This window comes from Vulcanisaeta sp. EB80, assembly GCF_002078205.2.
On sequence record NZ_LCWN02000029.1, the window covers coordinates 1 to 22673 of the forward strand.

Consider the following 22673-nt stretch of genomic DNA (forward strand, 5'->3'; position numbering starts at 1 on the left):
TCACCCATTAGCCTAACCTCCTCAAAATCCTCACATTCAACGCAAGCCCTCAACTCCACCCTAATGACCTCCTTATCGCCTATGAAGCCGCTGCCGTGACCGACAACGCCCCTGACCTGGCCCTCCTCAATCCTGAAGTATTGGGTTTCGTAATGCCTATCGGCTATTATGGCCTCCTGCCCCTCCTCAACCCTATCCAACCTAAGCCCCATCATGCTCGCCATGAGTAGTACCGACTCCGCGAAACCCACGTGGGCAGTTATCTCACCCCTACCAAGGGCCTCCCTGAACTGTGTCGGTGTCATCCCGAGGCCTATCTTCTTCTGGAATGAGTACCTCCTCTTTGATGCATCTAGGGATCTCGTGACGGTTATCTTCTCAAGCCTTGTTAGGGTTGTGGATAGGACCGCGGGTAAGACATCAAAGACAAAGCCTGGGTTGACACCTGCACCTAGCACTGTTGAGCCGTAATTCCTGGCGTAGTTATCGACCAATTCAGCCAGGTCTGGGTATCTGTACCAGGGCCATGCCAGGGTCTCGCATGTCGAGACTACATCCGCACCAATCCTGACCGCCCTCATTATCTGTGGGTAGACCTTGTCAAAGAAGCTTCCCGTTGAGTGCAGGACTACGTCTGGGTTTGAATCTCTGAGGACCTTATCGGCATCACTCTCGACCTTGATACCCAAGGTTTTATCCAGTCCGAGTACCTCACCGAGGTCCTTACCAACCTTCTGTGGATCAATGTCTATGGCACCAACGACGTCAAAGCCCTTCTCAAGGGCAACCCTGGCTATTAACTGCCCTATTGGACCAACGCCGTAAACAACAGCCCTGATGGTCACGTCAGTTTAACCGGGCAAGTGATTAATAATTATTACCGCCAAGCGTGGAATCAGTTTTGTGAATCATTCGTCACCCCTCATCATCAATCAATGCTAGGGCCCATCATCACCCAATATGAGTATTACCTAGGCGCATTAAATGTGTTTTCTCAACCATCCATATCTCATTTACATACTGTTTTCAAATGGTTCTGCGCATATAATTCGTTCATTATATCATGGTATTCACCGTGTTATTACCATGCTAATTAGCGTTCATTTCCATAATTTTCATTAATAATGCTCATTTCATTCCCTGTAATTACCCCCGTAAAAAGAGCATTTTTATGCATTGTTTTCGCCTTATTGATACTCATGATTGTTTATTAAGGATAGAATAATTAGGGGTAACAATGTCCGAGTTCTCAAGTTACATGGAGAAGGAATACGAGGTTGAATGCGACGGTCAAATAGTGAAACTCAAGCCAGTTAAGGTATGGATGCTTGCACCAAAGGGTCGACGCGGTGTGATAATAGGCCTCTTCAAGTGCCCCAGTGGTAAGGTTGTTAGGAAGGCCATTGGTAAGGCTGAGTGATTGAGGCATTGATTAGTTATCCTTAAAATTGGCTTAGGTTTTTGATTCAAAAATGATTAGTCATGATGCAATTGATGCTCTTACTGAGGAGTATGAATCACGCTTCATTAGGGTGCTTCAGCAGGTATGTATGTGTAGGCGTGAGTATGAGAGGAATAAGGATTTACTGAGGCTGTTGGGTATTGGTGATGAGGTTGCGAGGTGCGTAAAGGAAAGAAGACCTTGCGACCTAGGCTTCATAGAGGTCAGGGTTGTTAAGAGGTTCCTGGGTCATCAAGTGACTGTCATACTTGATGGTAGGGAGGTGGGTATTGACGAGGTTAATAGGTTGTTATCGACAGCTAGGTTTTTTAAGGAATGGTATGACTCTGATTGTTCTATAGACTCCTTCATGCAACCGATGATTGGGGCCGACCACTACGACGCAATCAAGGAGTTCCTAACGAGGAATTTGGAGGAGTTAAGGAGGGTTTGCGATAATGCAATACCGAACCTCAACCTAAATGGCTTACCCACCTATGTTGCGAATGGGATTGCCAACGCCATCAACGACTTTGCGAGGGGCACAGTCGGGAAAGTTTAAGAAACACTCGTAAGCAGTTGATGGAGGGTTTCATGGAGATCTTCACCCTTAAGCTAAGTGGACATTTATTCGACAATGGGGACTTACTACCCACATACGTTGATTTAATCCGTGAACTATGGGTTGGTGGGTACAGGATGGTTGTGGTTACAGGCGGTGGTTCCCTAGCTAGGCGTTACATAGAGCTTGGTAGAGACCTGGGTATTAACGAATCATTACTAGATATGCTGGGGATATCGGCAAGCAGGTTAAACGCCCAGTTATTGGCATCAGCCCTCAGTGACATAGCCTACCTACCCATACCCAAGGACTTGAATGAGACATTCAGTGCCTGGACCACAGGTAGGCTCGTAATTGTTGGAGGCTTTCAACCAGGCCAGTCAACGGCGACTGTGGCGATGCTCGTTAGTGAATTATTAGGCGTCAGGAAACTTATTGATTGTGCCAATGTGGATGCCGTATACACGAGCGACCCCAGGAAGGACCCAAACGCCAAGAGACTAGAGAAGGTGAGCATTGATGAGTTAATGGGGATCCTTAAATCGAGGACGGTGGCAGGTACTTACGACCTACTCGACCCATGGGCCCTGAGTATAGCCCAGAGAGGTAAAATAGCAATATACGTGGTTAGCTGCAATAAGCCAGAAGCCCTAAAGAACGTGGTGACCAAGGGTGTTGGTGCGGGCACTGTGATAACGCCCTAATAATCAAATCCTAACCACAACCTTCATCTCATCACCCTTCAGCGACCTCTCAAGTGCCTGTAGGCTGTTGTCAATCCCATTAACGACAGACGTTATAAGCGGCTTTACGGTACCATTTCTAATGAGCTCAATAGCCCTCTTGAACTCCCTAAACGTACCACAGCGCGACCCAACTATCCTCAACTCCTTAACTACAGCCTTTGTTAAGTCGGCTTTGAATTGTGAACCTGGCGTCGACTTCAGATGAATAAAGCCCCTAGGCCTTGTTATGTTGATTGCCGTATTAATTACCTCGGCATTACCACTTACCTCGAAGGTCGCATCAAAACCCTGCCCCTCTGGTGTATTCCTGGCTATGTAATCATTAACTTCATCCTCGAACAATATCTCCGCACCAATCGCCCTGAAGTACCTGGCCTTTGCGCTACCCCGTCTAGCTATGACAACGTAGTTAACGCCCATGGCCCTCAACACCTGCGCAGTTAGGTATGCCAGGTTTCCAGTGCCTATTATGGCTACGTTCATTGACGGCGTTATTGGGTACTGCTCGAGGTCATTTAGTACGGCTGCCAACGGCTCGACTTGGGTGGCAACAACCGGGTCTATGCCGTCTATCGTATGTAATGCTGTTATTGGTGCTATGAAGTACTCGGCGAAGCCTCCATCGAAGTCGATACCCAGTGTTTTCCTATAGGGGCAGTGGGTGTAAAGTCCCTGCCTGCAGAAGTGGCATTTTCCGCATGGAAAGTTGATCTCGCTAACCACAAACCTGCCATCCAGGTCCCCACCAATAACAACCCCAGAGACCTCATGACCAGGTATTAGTGGTCTCTTAAATAGTGGGTATGTCCCCCTGTAAAACGCCTTGTCCGTACCGCATATCCCGACAGCCAGGGTCTTCACTAAGACCCAGCCCTCGGGTGGTTTTGGTATGTCTACCTCCTCTATCCTCGCGTCCATGGGTCCGTGGAGGACTAGCGCCCTCTGGGTGCCATGAGTCATTGGATTATGGTGCTGTGGTTAGCATTTAAAGGATTGCATGTTGAAGTTCACATATACTCATTTCACCTAGGTAAGGGATTGGTCACGCCTAAGAATTGAACAGTGCCGGTGCTAACGGTTGATTACCGCCGTATGCGTATTGCCGACATCACCGTACCTGGATGGCGCGGTAAAGGAATTATCCCTTATCGTTATTGGATTGTTTACTTACGCACCACGTACTTATTGGTGCGATTAACTCCTTAATCACCTCCCTGACGTCGCTTGGTAGGTCGTCGGTTAATCTAGTGACTAATTCCTTGTAATTATTAATTAGTTCTTCCGTACTATACCCTGCCATGGCGTATTTACATGCCCTCATGTATGTTGCGAGCTTATCGGCAATACTCACGAGCTTACCCTCAATACTCAACCCATACCTATACTCCCTGAAGTAGTTGTTCAACTCCTCGTTAAAGCCAAGATCCTCAAAAACCCTGACCTCCAAATCCCTCCAATCAGTGAGCATGGACCTAACGCTATTACCAACATTACCTATCAAAGCCTCATGGGCGTCATGCAATAATGCCATAGATAGGCATTTACTAGCATCAACATTTGCACCAGTCCTCCTGATTTCATTGCATAATATAAGGGTTATATAGCTCACGAGAAGCGTGTGTTCCCCAACGCTCTCAGCCAAGGCTCTAGGCACCCCACGTTGTATCCACCCAATCCTGGGTATGTTCAGCAGTGAATCCACAATATTCAAGACCTTAATGATTTGCGATGCCACTCGATTATGGGTTCAACCTCATTTAAAAGCTTATTAACAAAATTCACGAGGATATCCTAGTGCTCCCTGAGTTAGATGAGTTAACGAGGGATGAGTTAATGAGCTTAATGAGTAAGTACAGGTTGAAGCCCAGTAAGAGGTTGAGCCAACACTTCGTGGTTGATCCAACGGTCATTAAGGACATGGTCAATCACGTTGATGCAGGTTCAAGGGTGCTCGAGATTGGTACAGGTATTGGCACACTCACCTATTATTTAGCTAAACGCGCATCCCAGGTAATTACTATTGAGGTTGATGGTAGGCTTGTGAAGATTGCCGAGAGACTTCTCGGTGACTTGAGGAACGTGTCCATCATACAGGGTGACGCCTTGAGATTACCATGGCCCCAGGTCGATATTGTCGTTTCCAACGTGCCTTACTCAATAACATCAGCCCTAATAATACGCATCATTAGAGAGGGTGCACCTAAGGTGTTACTTACGATCCAGAGGGAGGTGGCTAATAGGTTGGTTAGCGAGCCTGGTGGTGATGATTACGGAAGACTCACGGTGATAACCAGGTGCAATTATAACGTCGCCCTACTCAACACGTACACACCCGAGGCGTTCTACCCAAGCCCTGAGGTTTACTCATCGCTCGTCATGATGGTCAGGAGGGAGCCGTGCTATCAAAACCTGGAGGAGCTTGAGTTGGTCACGAACATGCTCTTTAGGCATAGGAATAGGGTTCTCAGGTGGGTGTTGAATAAGTACCTAGGCTCTGAGGCCTTGAATGATGTCGTTAAGGGCGGTATTGATGTCGGCTTAAGGGTGAGGCAATTGGGTGTTGATGATATTGTGAGCATTACCAAGATACTGAGACCATACATGGGTAGGTTGAAAACCGTTATAGGGACGTTAAACATTGATTACGATACTCATTAAATCCCTAGCTGCCAACACGTTCGGGAAGATCTCGGATGCTTCTAAAGCAAGTAATTCTGGGTCTGAGTACCTATTACTTATGTGCGTAAGCACAAGCCTCTCAACACCAGCCTCCTTGGCTATTGAGGCTGCATCAATAGACCTAGAGTGACCTTGACTCCAAACGAGATTCCCATCCTCCCTAGCTGAGAATGTTGATTCGTGAATGAGTAGTTGGGCATTCCTTGAGATGTTAACCACGGTGTCCGTGGGAGCCGTGTCACCCGTATAAACCAGCTTGACAGTGCCACTTGATGAAATGTCGACAACATCCTCCGGCTTCACAATCCTGCCATCATCCAGGACCACCATTTCACCCATATGTAACTTCTTCCAGTAGGTCACCGGCACATTAAGCTCCCTAGCCCTCTCTGGGTTAAACTTACCAACATACGTTCTCCAATGAAGCGCATACGCGCAGTCAGCTATTGTATGCCGAGCCAAGGTGCATTGCACGTAGAAGTTCTCCTCATTAACAACGTCCCTCGCACTCTCCGCAGGCTCAACCTCGTATATTAACACGTTGAAGGGCGGATCACCAACAACCTCCATGGCACCCTTCACAAAATTCGTAATACCCCTCGGTCCAGCAATTATGAGGTCGTCCTTCCTACCGAGCATTGCCATCGTGGCTAATAGACCTGGCAACCCAAACACGTGATCACCATGTAGGTGCGTTATGAATATATGCGTTATTTTCAGCGGGCTAATGCCAACCTCAAGCAGCCTGTACTGAACACCCTCGCCGGAGTCCAGCAGTACCCTCCTCTGTCCATCCTCAATGAGTATTGCAGGTAGGTACCTATCCTTTCCAGGCGTTCCGGCACCTGTGCCTAGGAAGGTCACCCGTATTAACATAATCTTGCGTGTAACATCCAGTTATTTATATAGAAAACTGACTTAATTACTGAAAATAGGATGGGTAATTATGGTTAGTGAGGTAGATGTTGATGAGTTAATCAGGAATTATAGGTTGGGTTATGAAAAGGGTGGTTTAATAGCTTATGTGGTGCCTAGGGATGATATAAAGCCGTTGATGGTTAGGGGCGAGGGCTTTGGTGGCGGAAGTATTAGGTTGTATGGCACGAGGATAATAATTAACGTGCCCTGTAATGGCGAAATTTATGGTAGATACCTAACCCAAAGACTTAATGACTTGCTGGGAATCTACGCATTAATCACTAATGGGGAGTGTAGGGTCAATGTTGATTGGGAGGAGCAAGGAATAGGTGTGAATTTTGACTTAAGGGCTAACGAGGCGCTGTTAATCATGGTAAGGCTCATGAGGCTTAGCGGGCGCAGGGTTAGGCCAAGTAATGATGCATTGCGAATAATGAGGATCATGGGTCTTGAAGGTAGGCTTTTGTACTCCGACGTTAACCACGAGATACAGATCTTCGATGTAACCAGGGGTCTTGGAAGCACCATTTCTGGTGAGTGCCTTAATGAGGTTACGGTCAATGATTGGAGGTTGCTATTCGAAACGTGTAGTCAGGTAATGAGTATTTCAATTAACGGTACTAAGTTGCTTATAATTCATGGTACGAGTACGATGATAGTGAGTAGGTATTACTCATCACTGGGTGTTTGGTATAAACTACGTAGAGTGAGCGGTTCAGGTAAGTACCTAGTGATCCTAAAGGACTAGGTTTGCCTGCTTTATGATTATTGAGTTCAGGCGTGGACTATCTAGCGTCATCACGTTATTTGCAGCATACATCCGGAACTCCTTAAGCACCAACTGCATGTATAGGTGCATTAATGCCCTTGCTGCATCATCCTCATCAACGTTTACGTGGTACTGCTTCCCAACCCTCTTAACCCAGTCAAGGCATGCCTCATGTGTTGGGCATGTGTTCCTGCAATCATGAAATACAAAGGTTGGTGCCAGTAGTATGAATTTGCGGCCTCTCATATCAATGAATGCGCCGTAGTTCGTAGGTATGACTATCTTGACGCCATGCTCATTGGCGTCTATCTTAAAGCCCAAATAAACGAGGGCTGAGGGTATGTAATAAATCCTATTGGCTTCCCTGCTCAACCCCATACTCCTCGCCTCTTCATCACTTAACTGCCTAATCCAACCGAAGTCCTCGAGAATCTTTACGTGCCTATGCACGACGCCCTTAAGCATATTTAACCTCTGCGCAAGCGTGGTGACGGTCATTGGACCACCACTCAGCATGTTCATTATCTCCAACCTAATGTTACTGCTTAGTAATGCATCGAAGGACTCTATTGGTAGTATCGCCACTGACCTCATGTTTACCCTGAATAGGTCCAACCCACCGCTGAGGGTGTTTATCCTTATCATCTACGCTTCACAGTTACATAACCTCTGAATTTAAAACCCTATTTTGGTAGATCATAGGGAAGAGCAGAGGGTGTGGTTTTAGGCATGGTGTCTAGATGTGGAGGAGTAGTATTGGTAAGATAGAGAGGAGTAGGAGGGTAATTAGGATAGGGGGTGATGTGCCGCAGGTTGGTACGCTCGCATTTGGAATTGTTGATAGGGGGACCAACGTTATTGAGGTTAGACCAACAACCCTATGTCCACTGTCCTGCATATACTGCTCAGTAAATGCGGGACCTGACTCAACCAATAGATGGGCTGAGTTTGTGGTAGACCCCAATGCCCTATTGGGTGCCCTGGAAGAGGTTGTGAGGTTTAAGGGCATAAACGATATAGAGGTGCACATCGACGGCATGGGAGAACCTGGCGTCTACCCCCATCTTATTAACCTGGTTCGTGGAGCTAAGTCGATAGGTGGTGTTTCCAAGGTCTCCATGCAAACGAGACTCTACATGCTTAGTGAGGATGATCTAAAGGAGTTGGCATCAGCTGGGCTTGATAGGATAAACCTGAGCATTGACTCATTAAACCCAGAATTGGCTAAGAGGATTAGTGGGGCTTCCTGGTACGATATCGAGCGAGTTAAGGAATTAGTGGTTAGGGCCCTTGAGCTTGGGATAAACGTGATAGCATCACCCGTTTGGTTACCAGGTATCAATGATAGCGACATGGTCGAAATAATCAAGTGGGCTAAGGATACGGGATTAGGTAGGGGTGAGCTACCGCCAGTCCTCATTCAGAAGTACATACCGCATAAGAGAGGTAGGAGGGTCAGGATTAGGGTGATGACTTGGGAGGAATTTTGGAATAGAATAAAGAATCTAGAAGAGGAGCTTGGGACTAGGTTGAGCATGACTAATGAAGAATTGAACATTCACAGGGCACCCCAGTTACCCAAACTATTTGGTATAAACGAGGATGTTAAGGTGAGGATCATAAGCAGAGGCCTAATTAGGGGTGAATTCCTAGGCATCATCCAACCATTGAAGGGCTCTGTAATGCACGATAGGGTAATAAGCGTGATTGCGGATCCGCGTCTCGAGAACGTATTAATTGGGAATCAGGTCAAGGTCAGGGTTATTGAGAACTCCGACAATATATACATTGGTAGGCTTATCTAGTAGTATATTGACATAAATATCTACCACTAAGGGAAAGTTTATCTCCCAAGACAAAGCCCTCATAGGGTATGGTTGGTGGTAGGGTTGTTGTTGTTTCTGGTAGTGGTCGTGGTATTGGTAGGGCTATAGCCGTTAGGCTGGCCGGTGCTGGTTATCGTGTTGTTGTTAATTATAAGAGGCATGATGAGGAGGGTGAGGAGACCATGAGGTTGATTAAGGCTGTTAATGGTGAGGCTATTTTGGTTAAGGCTGATGTTGCCACGGCTGATGGTGCCAAGGCAGTCATTGACGAGGCGGTTAGGCAGTGGGGTTCTGTGGATGCCCTCGTTAATAATGCTGGCCTGGGGATAATGAGGCCGTTCGTGGATGTTGATGAGGGTTTGTGGGATAAGGTAATAAATACGAACCTGAAATCCGCGTACCTACTGAGTAGGTTTGCTGTACCGCACATGATTAGGAATCGTTGGGGTAGGATTGTGAACATGAGCTCAATAGAGGGTTTGATAGGGGCTGCGTATAACGTGCCCTACGCAACGGCTAAGGCTGCATTGATAGGGTTCACGAAGGCGTTAGCCGCCGAGTTGGCGCAGTATGGGATAACTGTCAATGCTGTGGCGCCCGGCCTCGTTAGGACTAAGATGGGTATGAGCCTATTGCAGGTACTAAACGTTAGGGAGGAGGATTGGGTTAGATCAGCAACACTAACGGGTAGGTTGATAGAGCCTGAGGAGGTTGCGGAACTGGTCGCATTCCTAATGAGCGACTCGGCGAAGAACATCACGGGGCAAGTCTTCATAATAGACGCAGGAACAACAATAATACCCGCCATAAGACACCCAACAGGCGCATCAGATTAAAGGTAACACATTACAGTACAGGGGGTAGTTAAAACTCATAATATCCATTGTTCCTGCCTAAATGCCATGTCCCAGAACATGTACTCATAAACGCTGGCCTGCCTAAAGATTCCCGATAATCTATCGAAATCCCTCGCTAGGTAATCACCTGCATTATCAATTATCGCCCTTAGATCGCCGACTATCTTCTCATACTCGGGGCTTAGGTAAACCAGAGCCCAATCCCTATACACCCTAACAGGATTCCCCTCCAGTTTCTTGGCATGGTACCTGGCAATTTCTAGGTAAGTCCAGTAGCACGGTAATATAGCCACTAAACCCTCGTAAGGACTACCCATGGTGCACGTGCTCAATAGGAAGTTCATGTAAGCCATATTTGTAGGGCTGGGCCTCACCCTAATCACATCATTAAGACTGAGACCAAGCTCACCAAGTAGTTTATTGTAGTTCTCTAATTCGGTACTCACATCAGCTAATGCTAACTCAAGAATCTTCCTCATAATTGCTGGATCTTCGAACTTCGACGCGATAATGGCCTGACACCTGGTCAGTGTTATTAGGTAGTTATAGTCTTGTATTACGTAAAATCTGAACTTACCCATGGGTAACGAACCATCGAATAACTCGGTAACGAATGGGTGATTCAATATCTTGTCCCAAACATCACTCACTGCTTCCTTAAGACGCTCCGTAAAACGCTGGCTCGCCATCACCAATGCGTGCTTTATGGAAGTTAATATACTCAACTATTCCTCCTTAGATGAATTACCTCCCTTACTCCTACTTAACGACTCCCTCAATGCCTTTACGAGCTCTCTCGCGACCTCACCCTGCCTATTGACAAACTTCTCGTAAATCTTCCTAGCCTCATCCTTGAATGTCAATAGCACATCATCGGGTTTTAATGACCCCCTCGTTATTTCCATGAGCGATTTCTCCATTCGTGATCTAAACCATGGGTCAATGAGTTCATTACCCGTCTTACTTAGTATATTTATCACGGCTTTACCAAGTGGTGTCGGTATGCATTGCTTATTCCTTATTTTGAAGTAGCCGCGGATTACGTTGGTATGTATGTGATCCTGCATTGTGGCATCCGTGCCAATACCGTACTTCTTCATTAACCTCAAGAGCTCCGACTCAGAGAGGTATGGCGGGGGTTCGGTCTCCCTCTCCTCAATCCACGCCTTGATTATCCGGAGTTCATCCCCAACCTTTAACCTGGGTAATACCTTCTCACTGGGCTCCTCGTATGGGTAAATCACTAAGAAACCCCTCTCGATAATCTTCAGCCCACTCGCCTCAAATTTATGCCCGGCGGTTTCAACGATGATTCTTTGCCTCTCAACACGAGCTGGCGGGCTTAGTGTTGCTAGGAAGTGCCTTACGACGAGGTCGTAGATCTTCCAGTACTTCTCGTTCTTAAAGTACCTTAATAACTCACCACTCTTCGCGCCCTTCGTTGGGTATATTGGTGGGTGAGCACCATCATCACTATCACCACGTGTCGGCTTTATTGGGGTACCCAGTAACGCCTTAGCGTAATCACCATGTTCACCGTGCGTAAGACCAAGAAGTACTTGCTTGAGGTTTAGGGTTGGTGGGTATATCGTGGTCTCGGTCCTCGGGTACGAAATATAGCCATGTCTGTATAGCTCCTCAGCAATGTCCAGGGCAGCCTTAGGCCTAATGTTGAGGAACCTACTAGCCCTCCTCTCGAGTTCTATCGTATCCAGTGGCATCGGCGGGTTCAGGAACTCCTCCTTATAATTTGCGGTAATCACCCTAACCTTACCTGCACCCTTTACGAGATTCAACACACCCTCAGCCTCCCTCCTATCCTTAAATACACCGTCGTGGCTTAGGGTTAATTCCCTACCTGCCGCATTAACCGTTATGTAAATCACGTAGTACTTCTCAGGCTTGAAATTCTCCCTCTCAATAGCCCTCTGAACCACGAGGTTGAGTACTGGCGTTTGGCACGGCCCATAACTCAGGAAACTACCCCTAGGCAACGCATTTCTATCAAACTTCTCAACACTAAGCGTCAAGGCCCTTGTGAAGACCGCTCCCAGGGTTAAATCGAGGATCATCCTCGTGAAAACCCTCTTGGCAAGGCCTGGGTTTAGGTTTGTTGGCGAATTGAATGCATTAATAATGTCGCTCCTAGTCACGGCAGAAAACAAAACCCTCCTAAACACGGCCTTAGGATTCACATTTCTCACAACAAACATTGCCTCATAGGCTATCGCCTCACCCTCGGAATCGGCATCAAGGGCTAAGTAAACCATTCTCGCGCTTGAACCCAGGTGGGAGAGGGCTCTTACGTAGTTTATGTTCTCATCCCTAATTACAAGGATTGGCTCCACATCAAATAACCTGGATGGTTCTATGGCGTGCCACCTGTTCAACTCCATTGGGAAGTCTATATTCATGATATGCCCTCTAAGCCCAATACTAACCCATTGTTTCCCATCCTTCGTGAACCAGTACGCATTAATGCCATAAACCTTCCTAGTGCTAACACTACCCTGGGCTAGGTACTTAGCGATCGCCCGAGCCACAGAATCCTTCTCGGCAACAACCAATGCGTCAATCACCACTAAGCCCTAACACTAACTCTTTCGAAACATTTATTAACTTAATAGGTAATGAAACTAGCAATTAGATGGTGTTGTGAATGGGCGAGAAAAAGCCGGAAGAAAAACAGATTAGGAGGGCGCCTTACCCGCAACCATACCCTGCATATCCACCTCCACCGCCACCGCCGCCACCACAGTACAGACCACCCCCACCACCACAGCAATACCCACAGGTTTACCAACCACCTCCACCAAGGCAGGTAACACCGCCAAGTAGGACGGTTCAGCAACCAAGATTTGAGGAGCTGACACCCAGTGTTAGTAAGATCGTGCTTTATCTCGGAATACCCCTGGCCCTAATAGCTATTGTCTTCATAATAACAGTCATAGTACTATTCCCAACAACAAACGATGTCTATGTACCGTACTCATCGATAGCCTTCATGGCATCACTGATAGCCATAGCCGCATCACTAATAGTGAGCTTTATAGCCATGTATCAAATAGCCATGGGGCTTGATAAGAGGTTCGAGTATATAATTAGGTCATTAAGGCAGCAGACAACCACGGCGCAAACAACGATACAACAACCAGCAGTTCCACCGCCTCAATATGTACCTCAATATCAACAACCAACACAGGAGAGAATACTGGCGCCGCCACCAAGGCAGGCACAGGTAAAACCGCAACAACCGTCACAACAACCTCAGGTTGTTGGTGAGGCGGAAACCACGGAGCAGCAGGGAGGCGAGGAGGAGGGGATTAGCGAGGAGTAGTATTTGTTAATTCACTAATTAGCCTTCCTTCATCAACAATTACGTACTTACCGAAGTAATCCCTGAAAACCCTGGAGAGCCTGTCCTCACGGAATCTGCGATCCATAAGCACTATCACAGCCCTATCACTCTCAGACCTAAACGCCCTACCCACAGCCTGCTTAACCCTAACTATGGCTGGCCATTGATACGTCAACTCCCAAGCCAATCCCCTATCACCCAATCTGGCTGTTAGTATCTCCATTACATCCTCAAGGTAATCATTTGGTTCGGGGTATGGAACACCAACGATTACAACAAGGCCCAGTAGGTTTTCCGTACCAAGCCTATACTCAACACCCTCAACAAGCTTACCACCAGCCACAGCCATTATCAACCTCTTACGATCCCTACGCAAATCCCTGATTAAATCATCAATTGATGTACTTCCCAACTCCATTATGTACTTAACACCTGGGTCTAGGTACTTCCTAACGGCCTTGAGTACGGAGTATGATGGGAATATGGAGAGAATGGCCTTATCAACTTGGTAAGCCTGGTATATCTTACTTAACACACTGGCTATCTTGGCGTACTCCTCCTCATCCCTCTCCACATACCTAGTCGTGACGCCGTCATAGACGAAAACCTCGTAATTCTCAGGCTTAATATAGTCCCTAAACCTAATCCTATACTCACTCACGCCTTTATTGATGCCGAGCATGCTTACCATGTAGTCCTTAGGCGGCAACGTGCCACTCATTAACACGACACCACCAGCTCCATTTAATATTGGTGCACTGATTACTGACGGATCAACACACCTATAAGATAATGAAACCCCCTGCTCATCCCTAACCAGGAACATCCCGAAACCACTCACCTTACTTAGTATTGCCTTATGGAACTCAATGACCTTAGATAATGGGGTATAAGGTATTGGAACGCCCGCGCCTCTTTTCTTTCTAAGTATTTCATAGTAGGAGTCAACAATTGCTTGGAAGTCCTCGAAGAATTGAAGCACGTCACCAAGCTCGAGAGATGCCATGGTCTCCTCCTCAAGCACCTTACCCAACTTAACCATGTACGCATGCAAGTTCTTCAATATTCTCAATGCTCTATTCTTCAATTCCTCATCATCAACAAGCCTCCTAACCTCGGCAATAGATGCCATAATCGACGTGAGAGGTAAATTAACAGTGTTTATACTGCTAATGGCATCCGGCAGGTTATGGGCCTCATCAATTATTAAGATGCTATCCTCGATATTGACGTTCAACGTTTCAGGCTTATTAATACTAAATATGTAGTAGTAGGTCATTATACCAACCCTAGCCCTCGCCAGGTAGTCCTTAGAAATCTCGTATGGGCAAACATTAAGTGAGCAGAGTGATTGTACGTACTCATTGACATTACCAGCGTCTTCTAACACATTAAGCATTATATTGCTGATGTCCACCTTCTTCGTGTTTATATAGTAGGGGCATTCACCACTTGACCTGAGAAACCTGCATTCCTCGAGGAATTCCTCATACGGTAATTTACGCGTGCTCACCATGCAGCACATGTCTGGTCTATTCCTTATGATTACATAATCAACATCAACACCCCTATCCCTCAACCTACGCAACTCCCTAATTGGGGCTTGAGCTTCATTCCTTGTTCTAATTAGGAATAGAACCTTATAACCACTCTCCTCAGAATACGCGAGTGAGGCAGCCAGGGCGCTAGAGGTCTTGCCAACACCTGTGGGGGCCTCAATCAGGGCTATTCTATTGCTAAATAAAGCATCATATATAGCCTCAGCAATCTCCAACTGGTGTTTCCTATATTCCTCATAGGGGAAGTACTTCCGTAATAGCGATGCGACACCAGACATTAAATGCCAAGGTAATAGTAACGCCCTAATTTAAAAAGCGGTTCTTCACAATCTCCGAATTGACTTCATGGCTTATTAATTCCATGGGCTTCACCTATAATTGTAGTAAAGCGTTTATAAACTCATGATGCGATGTGAATAAGGTAATGAGTGTTACGAATATTGGACTAGGCAGGTTAAAGCCTACGAGGACCATATCCGGCGTCGTCCCCATCGCCATCATGGTTGCTCCAGTGGCTTGCCCATTCAACTGCACATACTGCCCAGGAGATAAGAGCATGGGAACCCCAAAATCGTACCTACCCGACTCACCCGTGGTCCTTAGGGCAGCCCCACTAAATTATGACCCATATAGACAGGTAATCGCTAGGGTTAGGCAGTACGAAGCACTCCACCACCCAGTATCTAAGGTTGAGCTGATAGTGATGGGCGGCACCGTGACGTCACTACCCGAGGATTACCTCGAGTGGTTCATTGGCAATGCGTTCAAGGCCCTCAATGATTACCCATTCACTGGGCAGGGATCTTCGGACAATGTCGACATCGAGATTGAGCATAGACGCAATGAGAGGGCTAAGATTAGGGTTGTTGCGCTCGAACTAGAGACTAGGCCGGATTTCGCGAGACCAAGGCACATAGACCTAATGCTTAGGCTTGGCTTCACGAGGGTTGAGGTTGGTGTTCAATCAATATATGATGATGTGTTGAGGAGGGTTAGGAGGGGCCATGGAGTTAAAGAGGTGATAGAGGCCACGCAGTACCTAAAGGATGCGGCCTACAAGGTTTGTTACCACATAATGCCCGGACTACCTGGTTCTGACCCAGATCGGGATTTGGAGATGGTCAAGACCATATTTAATGACCCAGGCTTCATGCCGGATTGTGTCAAGGTATACCCAACGTTTGTGGTTAGGGGTACCGAGTTATATGAGGAGTGGTTGAGGGGTCTATATAGGAGTTATGATGAGGAGACGTGGCGTTGGTTACTGGCTAGGATCATGGCTTCGGTACCCAGGTGGGTTAGGGTTATGAGGTTCGGTAGAGACATACCGCTACATTGGGTTGTTGATGGACCGAAGATGGGGAATATGAGGGAGGTTGTACTGAATGAAATGGGTAAGGCAGGTTTGGAGTGCGTTGAGATTAGGTGCCGTGAGGTTGGGCATAAGTACGTAAAGAGGGGGTTAATACCAACGCCCAGGCGCTTGATGATAAATAGGATTGATTACAAGGCGTCTGGCGGTCATGAGGTTTTCCTGGAGGTTATAGATGAGGAGGACACGCTCTATGGAATACTGAGGTTGAGGATACCAAGCAGTAACGCCCATAGGCCCGAGATCAGGCTTGGTAGGGCCGCGCTAATCAGGGAGTTGCACGTCTACGGACCCGAACTACCGATAGGCAGTAAGACCAGCGACCCATTCTGGTGGCAGCATAGGGGTATTGGGCGGGCGTTGATGGCTGAGGCTGAGCACATAGCCCTTGAGGAATTCGATGCCCACAGGATGTTTGTAATATCGGGGGTTGGGGTTAGGGAGTACTATAGAAGGCTTGGTTATAGGAAGTACCCAGGTAGCTTCTACATGTTCAAGGACCTGAGAAAATCAATACTGGACGACACAGGCATGAACATGGAGAGTGAGCAAAACGCCGCAGTCGATTACCTGGTAACGAATTGAGAACTCATCACATGGGTGCAATGTTGTAGGTGAGTATTTTAAGTTCAGAGGTAAAGTTTGATTAAGGATGGCAGAGCATGAGAAATGGCTCATGCAAGCAATTAGGGATTTAGAGACCGCGAGAAATTCGTATCAATCAGGCGATTATTACGCAAGCGCGTTCTGGGCACAACAGGCAGCTGAGAAGGCATTGAAGGCTTTGTTACTGTATCGAGGCAAGCCCTACAGAGGCCACGACCTAGTGGAGCTGGGTTACTTAATTAGGGATGAACTTGGCCGGACATATTATGATGACCTAAGGGCATTAACTATGCATTACGTAACGAGTAAATACCCCGACATCGCCAATGCCACACCATTCGAAATCTACACCAGGGCAGATGCCAAGAATACCATCGAGAGGGCTGGCAGGGTGATCGAATGAGTAAGGCAAAATCTGCGATAGAAAGCCAGTTGAAAATGCTGAAGAGAGCCCTAGAATTCATGAATAGGGTTAGAGGCAGAATTAGGGTTCTTGAGGTCTACGTCGTCGGCTCAAGGGCTAGAGGCGATTACAGGGATGACAGCGACATAGACCTCGTAATCATAAGTAATGATGTTGAGGGGTGATGGAGCAGTTTCTGTTTTCATGATTATTTGTGGTGTTTATTATCGTTGGTGATGAGACGATGGGTTTTAAAGCCCATCCTCGACTTTCTTAGAAGGGATGATCCCGATGAGCTTGGCGAGGGTGACCTTGGAGGAGCCGCCTTCGGTGAGGGGAGCGGGCGTGAACCCCTGGCGACAGGCGGGGACCCACTCCCGCAGCTGGGGGTGGCTCATGGAAAAGCCGTCGAGAAGGAGACGGCGGGATGCGAAACCACCAAAGGTGAATGAACACAAACCGCCGCCTCCGGAGAGACGGTTAAACCAGCTAAGGAGGAGGGAACTGCTGATCGATCTTCTGGAGCCGGGTTTCGAGTTCTTTATATATACAGAGAGGGAGTGGAATGAGCCGCCAACGACCTGGATTAGGCAGTTGAGGAGGGAGGCTAGGAGGTTGGAAGATTTACTAATTGAGTATGGCATATACTAGAATATTATTTTGTTTTTCGTTTCATGGCAAAATTTTGCCATGAAACGATCCAGGATAAACCCTTAGCACACTCTTCACGTCTTTAGATCGTACTGATTACTTTTAAGGAGGTATGGGATTGGCTTAGTGTGAATGGGGTGTTTAGGGTTAGTGTTGCCCAGGTTAGGAGGTTTAGCGATTATTTTGATGGTATTGATTGGTTGAGGAGGAGTACTAAGGGTTTATTGATGGACTTGATGGTTCTCCCTGAGAATTGGGTTGGTGTTAGGGTACTGAGTCGTGGTGAGTTTGAGGAGTATGTTGGTTTGCTCAGGGATCTGGCTGGTGAGTTGGGTGCCTTAATAATTGGTGGTAGTGCGTACGTGAATCTTGATGGTAGGGTCGTTAGTGTTTGCCCTATCGTTAGTGGTGAGGGATTGATTAATTATTCAGAGAAGATTAGGCCTTCCAGGGCTACCGGCGAGAGGAATAGCGTGAGTGGTGGTGAGAGGCTTGGGGTTGTCGATTTTGAGGGCTGGAGGATTGGGTGTGTGGTGTGTGTCGACGCCATGTACCCAGAAATCACAAGGACCTTAGCGGTCAATAATGTCGATATTATTGCAAACCCAAGCAGTATAAGTGCGGATAGGGTATCGTTATGGAGAAGCCTTGGACTAGTTAGGGCCTTTGAGAATTCCGCGTACTTCGTGGCATCCATGGGTACGGGGTATAAGTACCCAGATGGGCGTGAGGTTCTGGGCGGCAGTTTTGTGGCATCACCAAACGGTGATTACGTACTCACGGTAAACCTTGGCGTTGAGGGTTTATTTAACGTGACCCTGGATCACTATGAAATTGATTATGCGAGGACTAGGAGGGGTTACCTAGATGATTTAATGAGCGGTAGCATCAGGAGCGTTAAGGTTGTTGTGGCGAAATCTAGGTGATGGCCCTAACCACCTCAGGGCTTATCAACCCCTTCCTAGATAGCGTCCTCAATAATTGCCTAAACGCCACAACCCTTTGTATGTTGTTTGCGCCCTCGTATATCTCCGTTATCTTAACATCTCTGAGGAACCTCTCAATGCCGGTTTCATGAATCACACCAACGCCACCGTGCACATCTATGGCCTTGGACACGATCTTCTCCGCAGCTTCCGTAGCGTAGAACTTGGCCAGGCTGGCCACGTACTTGAACTCCTCCCTACCCTGATCGGTCAGGTACGCAGCTAGGTACGTTAGGTATCTGGCGGTCATCAACTCAGCCATCATCTCAACGAGCGTGAACTGAATAGTCTCGAAACCAGCAAGGTACTGTCCAAACGCCATCCTCTGGAGTGAGTATTGAAATGCCTTCTCGAATGCCGCCTGGGCCATACCGAGGGCCTGGGCTGCAACACCCACCCTGGTCCTATCGTAGGTCTCCATGGCTACTATGAAACCCATGTTCAACTCACCAACCCTATTCTCATCAGGAACCTCCACGTCATCCAATAGAACCTCCACAGCGTGGCTACCCCTAAGCCCCCTCTTCTCGAGTTTGGCACCGATCTTAAGCCCTGGGGTTTCCTTCTCAAGTATGAATGCTGTTATCCCATACCAACGCCTATTCGCCGGCGGCTCTGTAGTCCTTGCAAAAACCATTATGTAATCCGCAATATCGGCGTTGCTTATGAAAATCTTCCTACCGTTAATCACCCATCCATCGTCCTTCTTGATAGCCCTCGTTTGTATACCAGCAACGTCAGAGCCGCAGCATGGCTCCGTCATTGCGTGGGCACCAAAGGCTTCGCCCCTTGCTATTGGTGGTAAATACTTCCTTTTCTGTTCCTCAGTGCCATACAGCATCAGTGGTATTGAGAAGAGATCGTTTGTGCCCCTGATCACGGCGAGCGGTGGGGCTACCCTACTGAGTTCCTCCATGAGTATTACTGCCGATATCGTGTCACCCCCCTGCCCTGAGTATTCCTCAGGAATTCCCACACCCCATAGTCCTTGCTCGCCGAGCTTCCTAAGTATCTCCCTAGGCACTTCATCCTTATCGTCAAACTCAAGAGCATGTGGTGCAATCTCTCTCTCGAGGAACTCCCTAATGCTTTTCCTGAGCATCTCGTGTTCTGGCTTGAAGATTAATTGATAGTCCTGTAGACTGTCTAGTGGGAATACCATATATTGCATCTATAACGCATAATCTTATAAGTTGTCTCTGAATATAGTTTTAATATTACTTGTGGTATTGGGGTTCTGATGAGCATTAGTGTTGGTAGGGATGAGATTATTGATAATTATAGGGATGAGTTAACAGATGCGGAGATATACGCGGCTTTAGCAGGAGTTGAAAGAAACGAGAAATTAAGGAATGAACTGCTTAAACTATCGCAGTATGAGGTTGAGCACGCCAAGTTCTGGAAATCAATTGCTGAGGAGGTTGGTATTGACGTAGGCAGTGTTAAACCGTCAAGAACCTCAGTCTTATTCTCAATATTAGTTAGGAGATTATTTGGTCTTGGCTTCCTCGTAAAGCTCAGGGAAAGTGCGGAGATTGAGGCTATAAGGAGGTATGGAAACCTAGTTAGGAAAAGAGCCCTTGGACCTTACACGGATAAGCTCAGGGAGATACTGCTTGATGAGGTGGCTCACGAGGAAGTGTTCAGAGACGAGGCGTCCAGGTTTGAGGCATTTATTGACAACATTAGAGACGCCATGTACGGAATGAGCGACGGACTCGTGGAAGTGTTAGCCGCCGTCGCGGGTCTCGCCCCAGTTGTCATTAACCCAATACTAATAACACTCGCAGGTTTGATAGTCGGTACAGCAGGCACGTTATCCATGGCCGTCGGAGCTTATATGTCGACAAAGGCCCAGAGGGATATTAGGGAAACGAAGTTATCAAAGATAGATATGGAACTTGAGAACCTTAATGTGGAGGATAGAGTCAAGAGGGTTAAGGAGACGTTGACGAAGTTTGGTGTTGATGAAGATAGGGCAAGTATTGCGGCATTGAGTTTATCAGATAGTGTAGACGTTAGCAAGAAGGTTGTCGAGGTCGGCGAAGTCGGTTTTTCAAAGGAAGCACTTGAGAGCCCAGGTCGGTCAGCGTTATACACGGGGTTATTTTACCTAATTGGCGCCTTACTTGTTATAGCCCCATTCCCACTACTTGGTCATATCATTGGTAATGTCGGCTCACTCTACATATCAATAGTATTGGTAGCCATTGCCCAAGCCATTAGTGGATTATTAACCGCAATATCAGGTAGTGGTAAAATTACGAGAACCATTGCCATGAACATAGCCCTATCCCTAGGTGCTGCGGCTGCTACGTACGCGATAGGCACGATAGCGCATGATGTACTTCATATCGCAATAACGTGATTATCAAGGTGGCTGGCAAGAGACCCTAATTGCACTGCCTAACTCATCCCTTAGGCACCAAAGTCCCTCCCCGGCACTTATTATTATAATGCCCAATGCAGTTAACGCCTTATCGCTAAGTAATACATACTCCATTGCATCAGATATTATGGGTGTTAACTTCACGGGCGCTACACTTCTATCATTAACCATGATCTCCACTTCGACATAATTCCTCAACCTATATATTGGTGCCACGCCAGATGCCGTCCTCACAGCGTATATGTCAGCATTTTCAGGTGGCCATAATCCAAGGCGTTTAGCTAGGTCCATGGGTAGCATTATATCCGCACCAAGTCCCTCAAAGCCCGTGTTCGCCATTGCGCAGGTAACCACTTCACTGCTTTCGCTCCTTATCTTTATCTTTAACCAAACCGTCATTTTGCGAACCCCTCCTTATTTGTCTCACGTACTCCTCATAAGTTCCTAGGTATGCTATATACCTTATGTACCCTACGAATCCCCTAATCTCAAGTTTTGGTAACTCCTTTTCTTTACCCATTACTACTCAAGAATATGATTATATTTACCTTTTATAAACCAATTCTTACCTTAACCGCTCTCTGCAAATGGCGATTCAATTACCGTTTACTTCTCAACAGCCGCCCTAGATCTCTTCACTTGATGGTTCCACACTTGTTGCCGAGGTTTCATAACCCACGGCTTTCAGAAGCCCAAGATAACTATTGCGGATTTGAAGACCAATTAATAAGGTCATCTTGCTTGTTATTACATGGCATGATTAATAATTGAAAACAGAATCGCTCATTATGTGTTGAATGGCGTCCTATAGTTCTTCTTCCTCTCCTCATACTCCTGCAGGTCCTTCTTAACCCTGTCGTACGTGAACTTACTGATCCTACCCTCCCTGTATGCCTCCTCGATAACCCTGGCGCTCTTATTCTCAAGCTTATCAATGATTGGTATCCTAATGCCCTTCTCCCTAGCAACCATTAGGGACTTGGGATAGCCAGCGTGTGCGTGTCTAACAACACCACTGCCTGGGTCCACGGTGAAGACCTTGAGCGCCTTCTCCTCAGCCAATTCCGTGCCATCAACAACCATGCCAAACCCAGCGTGTATGGCATACCCAATGCCAACCCCACCACCGTGGTGGAAGCATGTCCATGTCGCTCCAGCTGCCGTATTCAACGCATAGTTAAGTACTGCCCAGTCACCAATTGCATCTGAACCATCTAGCATACCTTCGGTCTCCCTGAAGGGCGAGGCCACCGAACCGCTGTCCAGGTGATCCCTACCGAACCATATTGGCCCACTTAACTCGCCCTTCCTAACCATCTCACTAACGACCTTACCAAACAACGCCCTCTCCCCATAGCCCAGGTAAACGACCCTAGCGGGTAATCCCTGGAACTTGACGTATTGGTGAGCATTCTTAATCCACCTAACCAACCTCGCATTCCTCTCGAATAGGGTCAATAATACATCATCGAGCTTATAAATATCATTGGGATCCCCAACCAAAGATGTCCACCTGAAGGGTCCACGACCCTCCTCAAACAACGGTCTCAT

25 protein-coding genes and 1 pseudogene are annotated in these 22673 nt (G+C 47.2%); 14 read left to right on the top strand and 12 right to left on the bottom strand.

The features are described from left to right. The coding region (locus B7L70_RS06485; RefSeq protein ID WP_081227067.1) for a dihydrodipicolinate reductase at positions 1–845 on the bottom strand (845 nt) is incomplete at its 3' end. 392 nt (positions 846–1237) lie between these two features. Between B7L70_RS06485 and B7L70_RS06490 the strand changes: the two genes are divergently transcribed. From B7L70_RS06490 to pyrH, 3 genes are read left to right on the top strand one after another with little or no spacing between them, the layout of a single operon-like run. Further along, entirely contained in the window at positions 1238–1420 is a 183-nt protein-coding gene (locus B7L70_RS06490; protein WP_081227068.1) for a chromatin protein Cren7, read from the top strand. A 52-nt stretch (positions 1421–1472) separates the two neighbouring features. Continuing rightward, positions 1473–2003, top strand: coding sequence for a hypothetical protein (locus B7L70_RS06495; RefSeq protein ID WP_081227069.1), 531 nt, complete (start codon positions 1473–1475; stop codon positions 2001–2003). A 32-nt stretch (positions 2004–2035) separates the two neighbouring features. Further along, positions 2036–2707 (top strand): UMP kinase, encoded by a 672-nt coding sequence (gene pyrH, locus B7L70_RS06500; protein ID WP_081227091.1) that lies wholly within the window; start codon positions 2036–2038, stop codon positions 2705–2707. Between the two features lie 3 nt (positions 2708–2710). Here the strand turns inward: pyrH and B7L70_RS06505 are convergent, their stop codons facing one another. After that, positions 2711–3709 carry an alcohol dehydrogenase catalytic domain-containing protein gene (locus B7L70_RS06505; RefSeq protein WP_081227070.1) on the bottom strand — a complete coding sequence of 333 codons (999 nt, stop codon included), beginning with the start codon at positions 3707–3709 and terminating at the stop codon, positions 2711–2713. 178 nt (positions 3710–3887) lie between these two features. Next, positions 3888–4484: an HD family hydrolase gene (locus tag B7L70_RS06510; protein ID WP_081227071.1), complete on the bottom strand. Its 597-nt coding sequence runs from the start codon at positions 4482–4484 to the stop codon at positions 3888–3890. Between the two features lie 59 nt (positions 4485–4543). On the opposite strand from B7L70_RS06510, the gene rsmA reads away from it, so the two are divergent. Next, positions 4544–5407 carry a 16S rRNA (adenine(1518)-N(6)/adenine(1519)-N(6))-dimethyltransferase RsmA gene (gene rsmA / locus B7L70_RS06515; protein ID WP_081227072.1) on the top strand — a complete coding sequence of 288 codons (864 nt, stop codon included), beginning with the start codon at positions 4544–4546 and terminating at the stop codon, positions 5405–5407. Here rsmA and B7L70_RS06520 read toward each other — a convergent pair. Then, positions 5381–6304 (bottom strand): ribonuclease Z, encoded by a 924-nt coding sequence (locus tag B7L70_RS06520; RefSeq protein ID WP_081227073.1) that lies wholly within the window; start codon positions 6302–6304, stop codon positions 5381–5383. The two genes, rsmA and B7L70_RS06520, sit on opposite strands and share 27 nt — an antisense overlap. Positions 6305–6374: 70 nt before the next feature. Between B7L70_RS06520 and B7L70_RS06525 the strand changes: the two genes are divergently transcribed. Further along, positions 6375–7094 carry a hypothetical protein gene (locus tag B7L70_RS06525; RefSeq protein ID WP_081227074.1) on the top strand — a complete coding sequence of 240 codons (720 nt, stop codon included), beginning with the start codon at positions 6375–6377 and terminating at the stop codon, positions 7092–7094. Here B7L70_RS06525 and B7L70_RS06530 read toward each other — a convergent pair. After that, entirely contained in the window at positions 7083–7760 is a 678-nt protein-coding gene (locus tag B7L70_RS06530) for a winged helix-turn-helix domain-containing protein (protein WP_081227075.1), read from the bottom strand. The two genes, B7L70_RS06525 and B7L70_RS06530, sit on opposite strands and share 12 nt — an antisense overlap. Positions 7761–7855: 95 nt before the next feature. Here B7L70_RS06530 and B7L70_RS06535 point away from each other — a divergent pair, with 95 nt between their 5' ends. Both B7L70_RS06535 and B7L70_RS06540 read left to right on the top strand, forming a co-directional pair. Continuing rightward, complete coding sequence (locus B7L70_RS06535; protein ID WP_081227076.1) at positions 7856–8920, top strand: radical SAM protein; 1065 nt, start codon at positions 7856–7858, stop codon at positions 8918–8920. A 68-nt stretch (positions 8921–8988) separates the two neighbouring features. After that, positions 8989–9777, top strand: a complete 789-nt coding sequence (locus B7L70_RS06540) for an SDR family NAD(P)-dependent oxidoreductase (RefSeq protein WP_081227077.1) — start codon at positions 8989–8991, stop codon at positions 9775–9777. A 35-nt stretch (positions 9778–9812) separates the two neighbouring features. Here the strand turns inward: B7L70_RS06540 and tenA are convergent, their stop codons facing one another. Next, positions 9813–10523: a thiaminase II gene (gene tenA / locus B7L70_RS06545; protein WP_238376134.1), complete on the bottom strand. Its 711-nt coding sequence runs from the start codon at positions 10521–10523 to the stop codon at positions 9813–9815. After that, positions 10524–12380 carry a DNA topoisomerase gene (locus tag B7L70_RS06550; protein WP_081227079.1) on the bottom strand — a complete coding sequence of 619 codons (1857 nt, stop codon included), beginning with the start codon at positions 12378–12380 and terminating at the stop codon, positions 10524–10526. 77 nt (positions 12381–12457) lie between these two features. Here B7L70_RS06550 and B7L70_RS13370 point away from each other — a divergent pair, with 77 nt between their 5' ends. Then, entirely contained in the window at positions 12458–13135 is a 678-nt protein-coding gene (locus B7L70_RS13370; RefSeq protein ID WP_081227080.1) for a hypothetical protein, read from the top strand. On the opposite strand, the gene B7L70_RS06560 is transcribed toward B7L70_RS13370, so the two are convergent. After that, complete coding sequence (locus B7L70_RS06560; RefSeq protein ID WP_081227081.1) at positions 13122–14993, bottom strand: ATP-dependent DNA helicase; 1872 nt, start codon at positions 14991–14993, stop codon at positions 13122–13124. The genes B7L70_RS13370 and B7L70_RS06560 overlap by 14 nt on opposite strands. Positions 14994–15139: 146 nt before the next feature. Here B7L70_RS06560 and B7L70_RS06565 point away from each other — a divergent pair, with 146 nt between their 5' ends. From B7L70_RS06565 to B7L70_RS06590, 5 genes are all read left to right on the top strand, one after another. Then, the gene (locus tag B7L70_RS06565) at positions 15140–16672 is read left to right on the top strand and encodes an elongator complex protein 3 (protein ID WP_081227082.1); all 1533 of its coding nucleotides are present in this window, start codon (positions 15140–15142) and stop codon (positions 16670–16672) included. 67 nt (positions 16673–16739) lie between these two features. Then, positions 16740–17096, top strand: a complete 357-nt coding sequence (locus B7L70_RS06570) for a HEPN domain-containing protein (protein WP_081227083.1) — start codon at positions 16740–16742, stop codon at positions 17094–17096. Continuing rightward, positions 17093–17281 carry a nucleotidyltransferase domain-containing protein gene (locus B7L70_RS06575; protein WP_081227084.1) on the top strand — a complete coding sequence of 63 codons (189 nt, stop codon included), beginning with the start codon at positions 17093–17095 and terminating at the stop codon, positions 17279–17281. The genes B7L70_RS06570 and B7L70_RS06575 overlap by 4 nt, the downstream gene beginning before the upstream one ends. A 211-nt stretch (positions 17282–17492) precedes the next feature. Beyond that, entirely contained in the window at positions 17493–17747 is a 255-nt protein-coding gene (locus tag B7L70_RS06585) for a hypothetical protein (RefSeq protein WP_143701564.1), read from the top strand. A 128-nt stretch (positions 17748–17875) separates the two neighbouring features. Continuing rightward, positions 17876–18673 (top strand): carbon-nitrogen hydrolase family protein, encoded by a 798-nt coding sequence (locus tag B7L70_RS06590; RefSeq protein ID WP_081227087.1) that lies wholly within the window; start codon positions 17876–17878, stop codon positions 18671–18673. Here B7L70_RS06590 and B7L70_RS06595 read toward each other — a convergent pair. Then, positions 18666–19895 (bottom strand): acyl-CoA dehydrogenase family protein, encoded by a 1230-nt coding sequence (locus B7L70_RS06595; protein ID WP_081227088.1) that lies wholly within the window; start codon positions 19893–19895, stop codon positions 18666–18668. The genes B7L70_RS06590 and B7L70_RS06595 overlap by 8 nt on opposite strands. Positions 19896–19973: 78 nt before the next feature. On the opposite strand from B7L70_RS06595, the gene B7L70_RS06600 reads away from it, so the two are divergent. Further along, the gene (locus B7L70_RS06600; protein ID WP_081227089.1) at positions 19974–21101 is read left to right on the top strand and encodes a VIT1/CCC1 transporter family protein; all 1128 of its coding nucleotides are present in this window, start codon (positions 19974–19976) and stop codon (positions 21099–21101) included. A gap of 3 nt (positions 21102–21104) precedes the next feature. Here the strand turns inward: B7L70_RS06600 and B7L70_RS06605 are convergent, their stop codons facing one another. From B7L70_RS06605 to B7L70_RS06610, 3 genes and pseudogenes are all read right to left on the bottom strand, one after another. After that, positions 21105–21521, bottom strand: coding sequence for a hypothetical protein (locus B7L70_RS06605; RefSeq protein ID WP_143701565.1), 417 nt, complete (start codon positions 21519–21521; stop codon positions 21105–21107). Continuing rightward, positions 21478–21642 carry a hypothetical protein gene (locus B7L70_RS13750; protein ID WP_202908704.1) on the bottom strand — a complete coding sequence of 55 codons (165 nt, stop codon included), beginning with the start codon at positions 21640–21642 and terminating at the stop codon, positions 21478–21480. Before B7L70_RS13750 ends, B7L70_RS06605 begins: the two co-directional genes overlap by 44 nt. Before the next feature lie 266 nt (positions 21643–21908). Beyond that, positions 21909–22673 (bottom strand): annotated as a pseudogene (locus tag B7L70_RS06610) (urocanate hydratase); the annotation flags it as partial.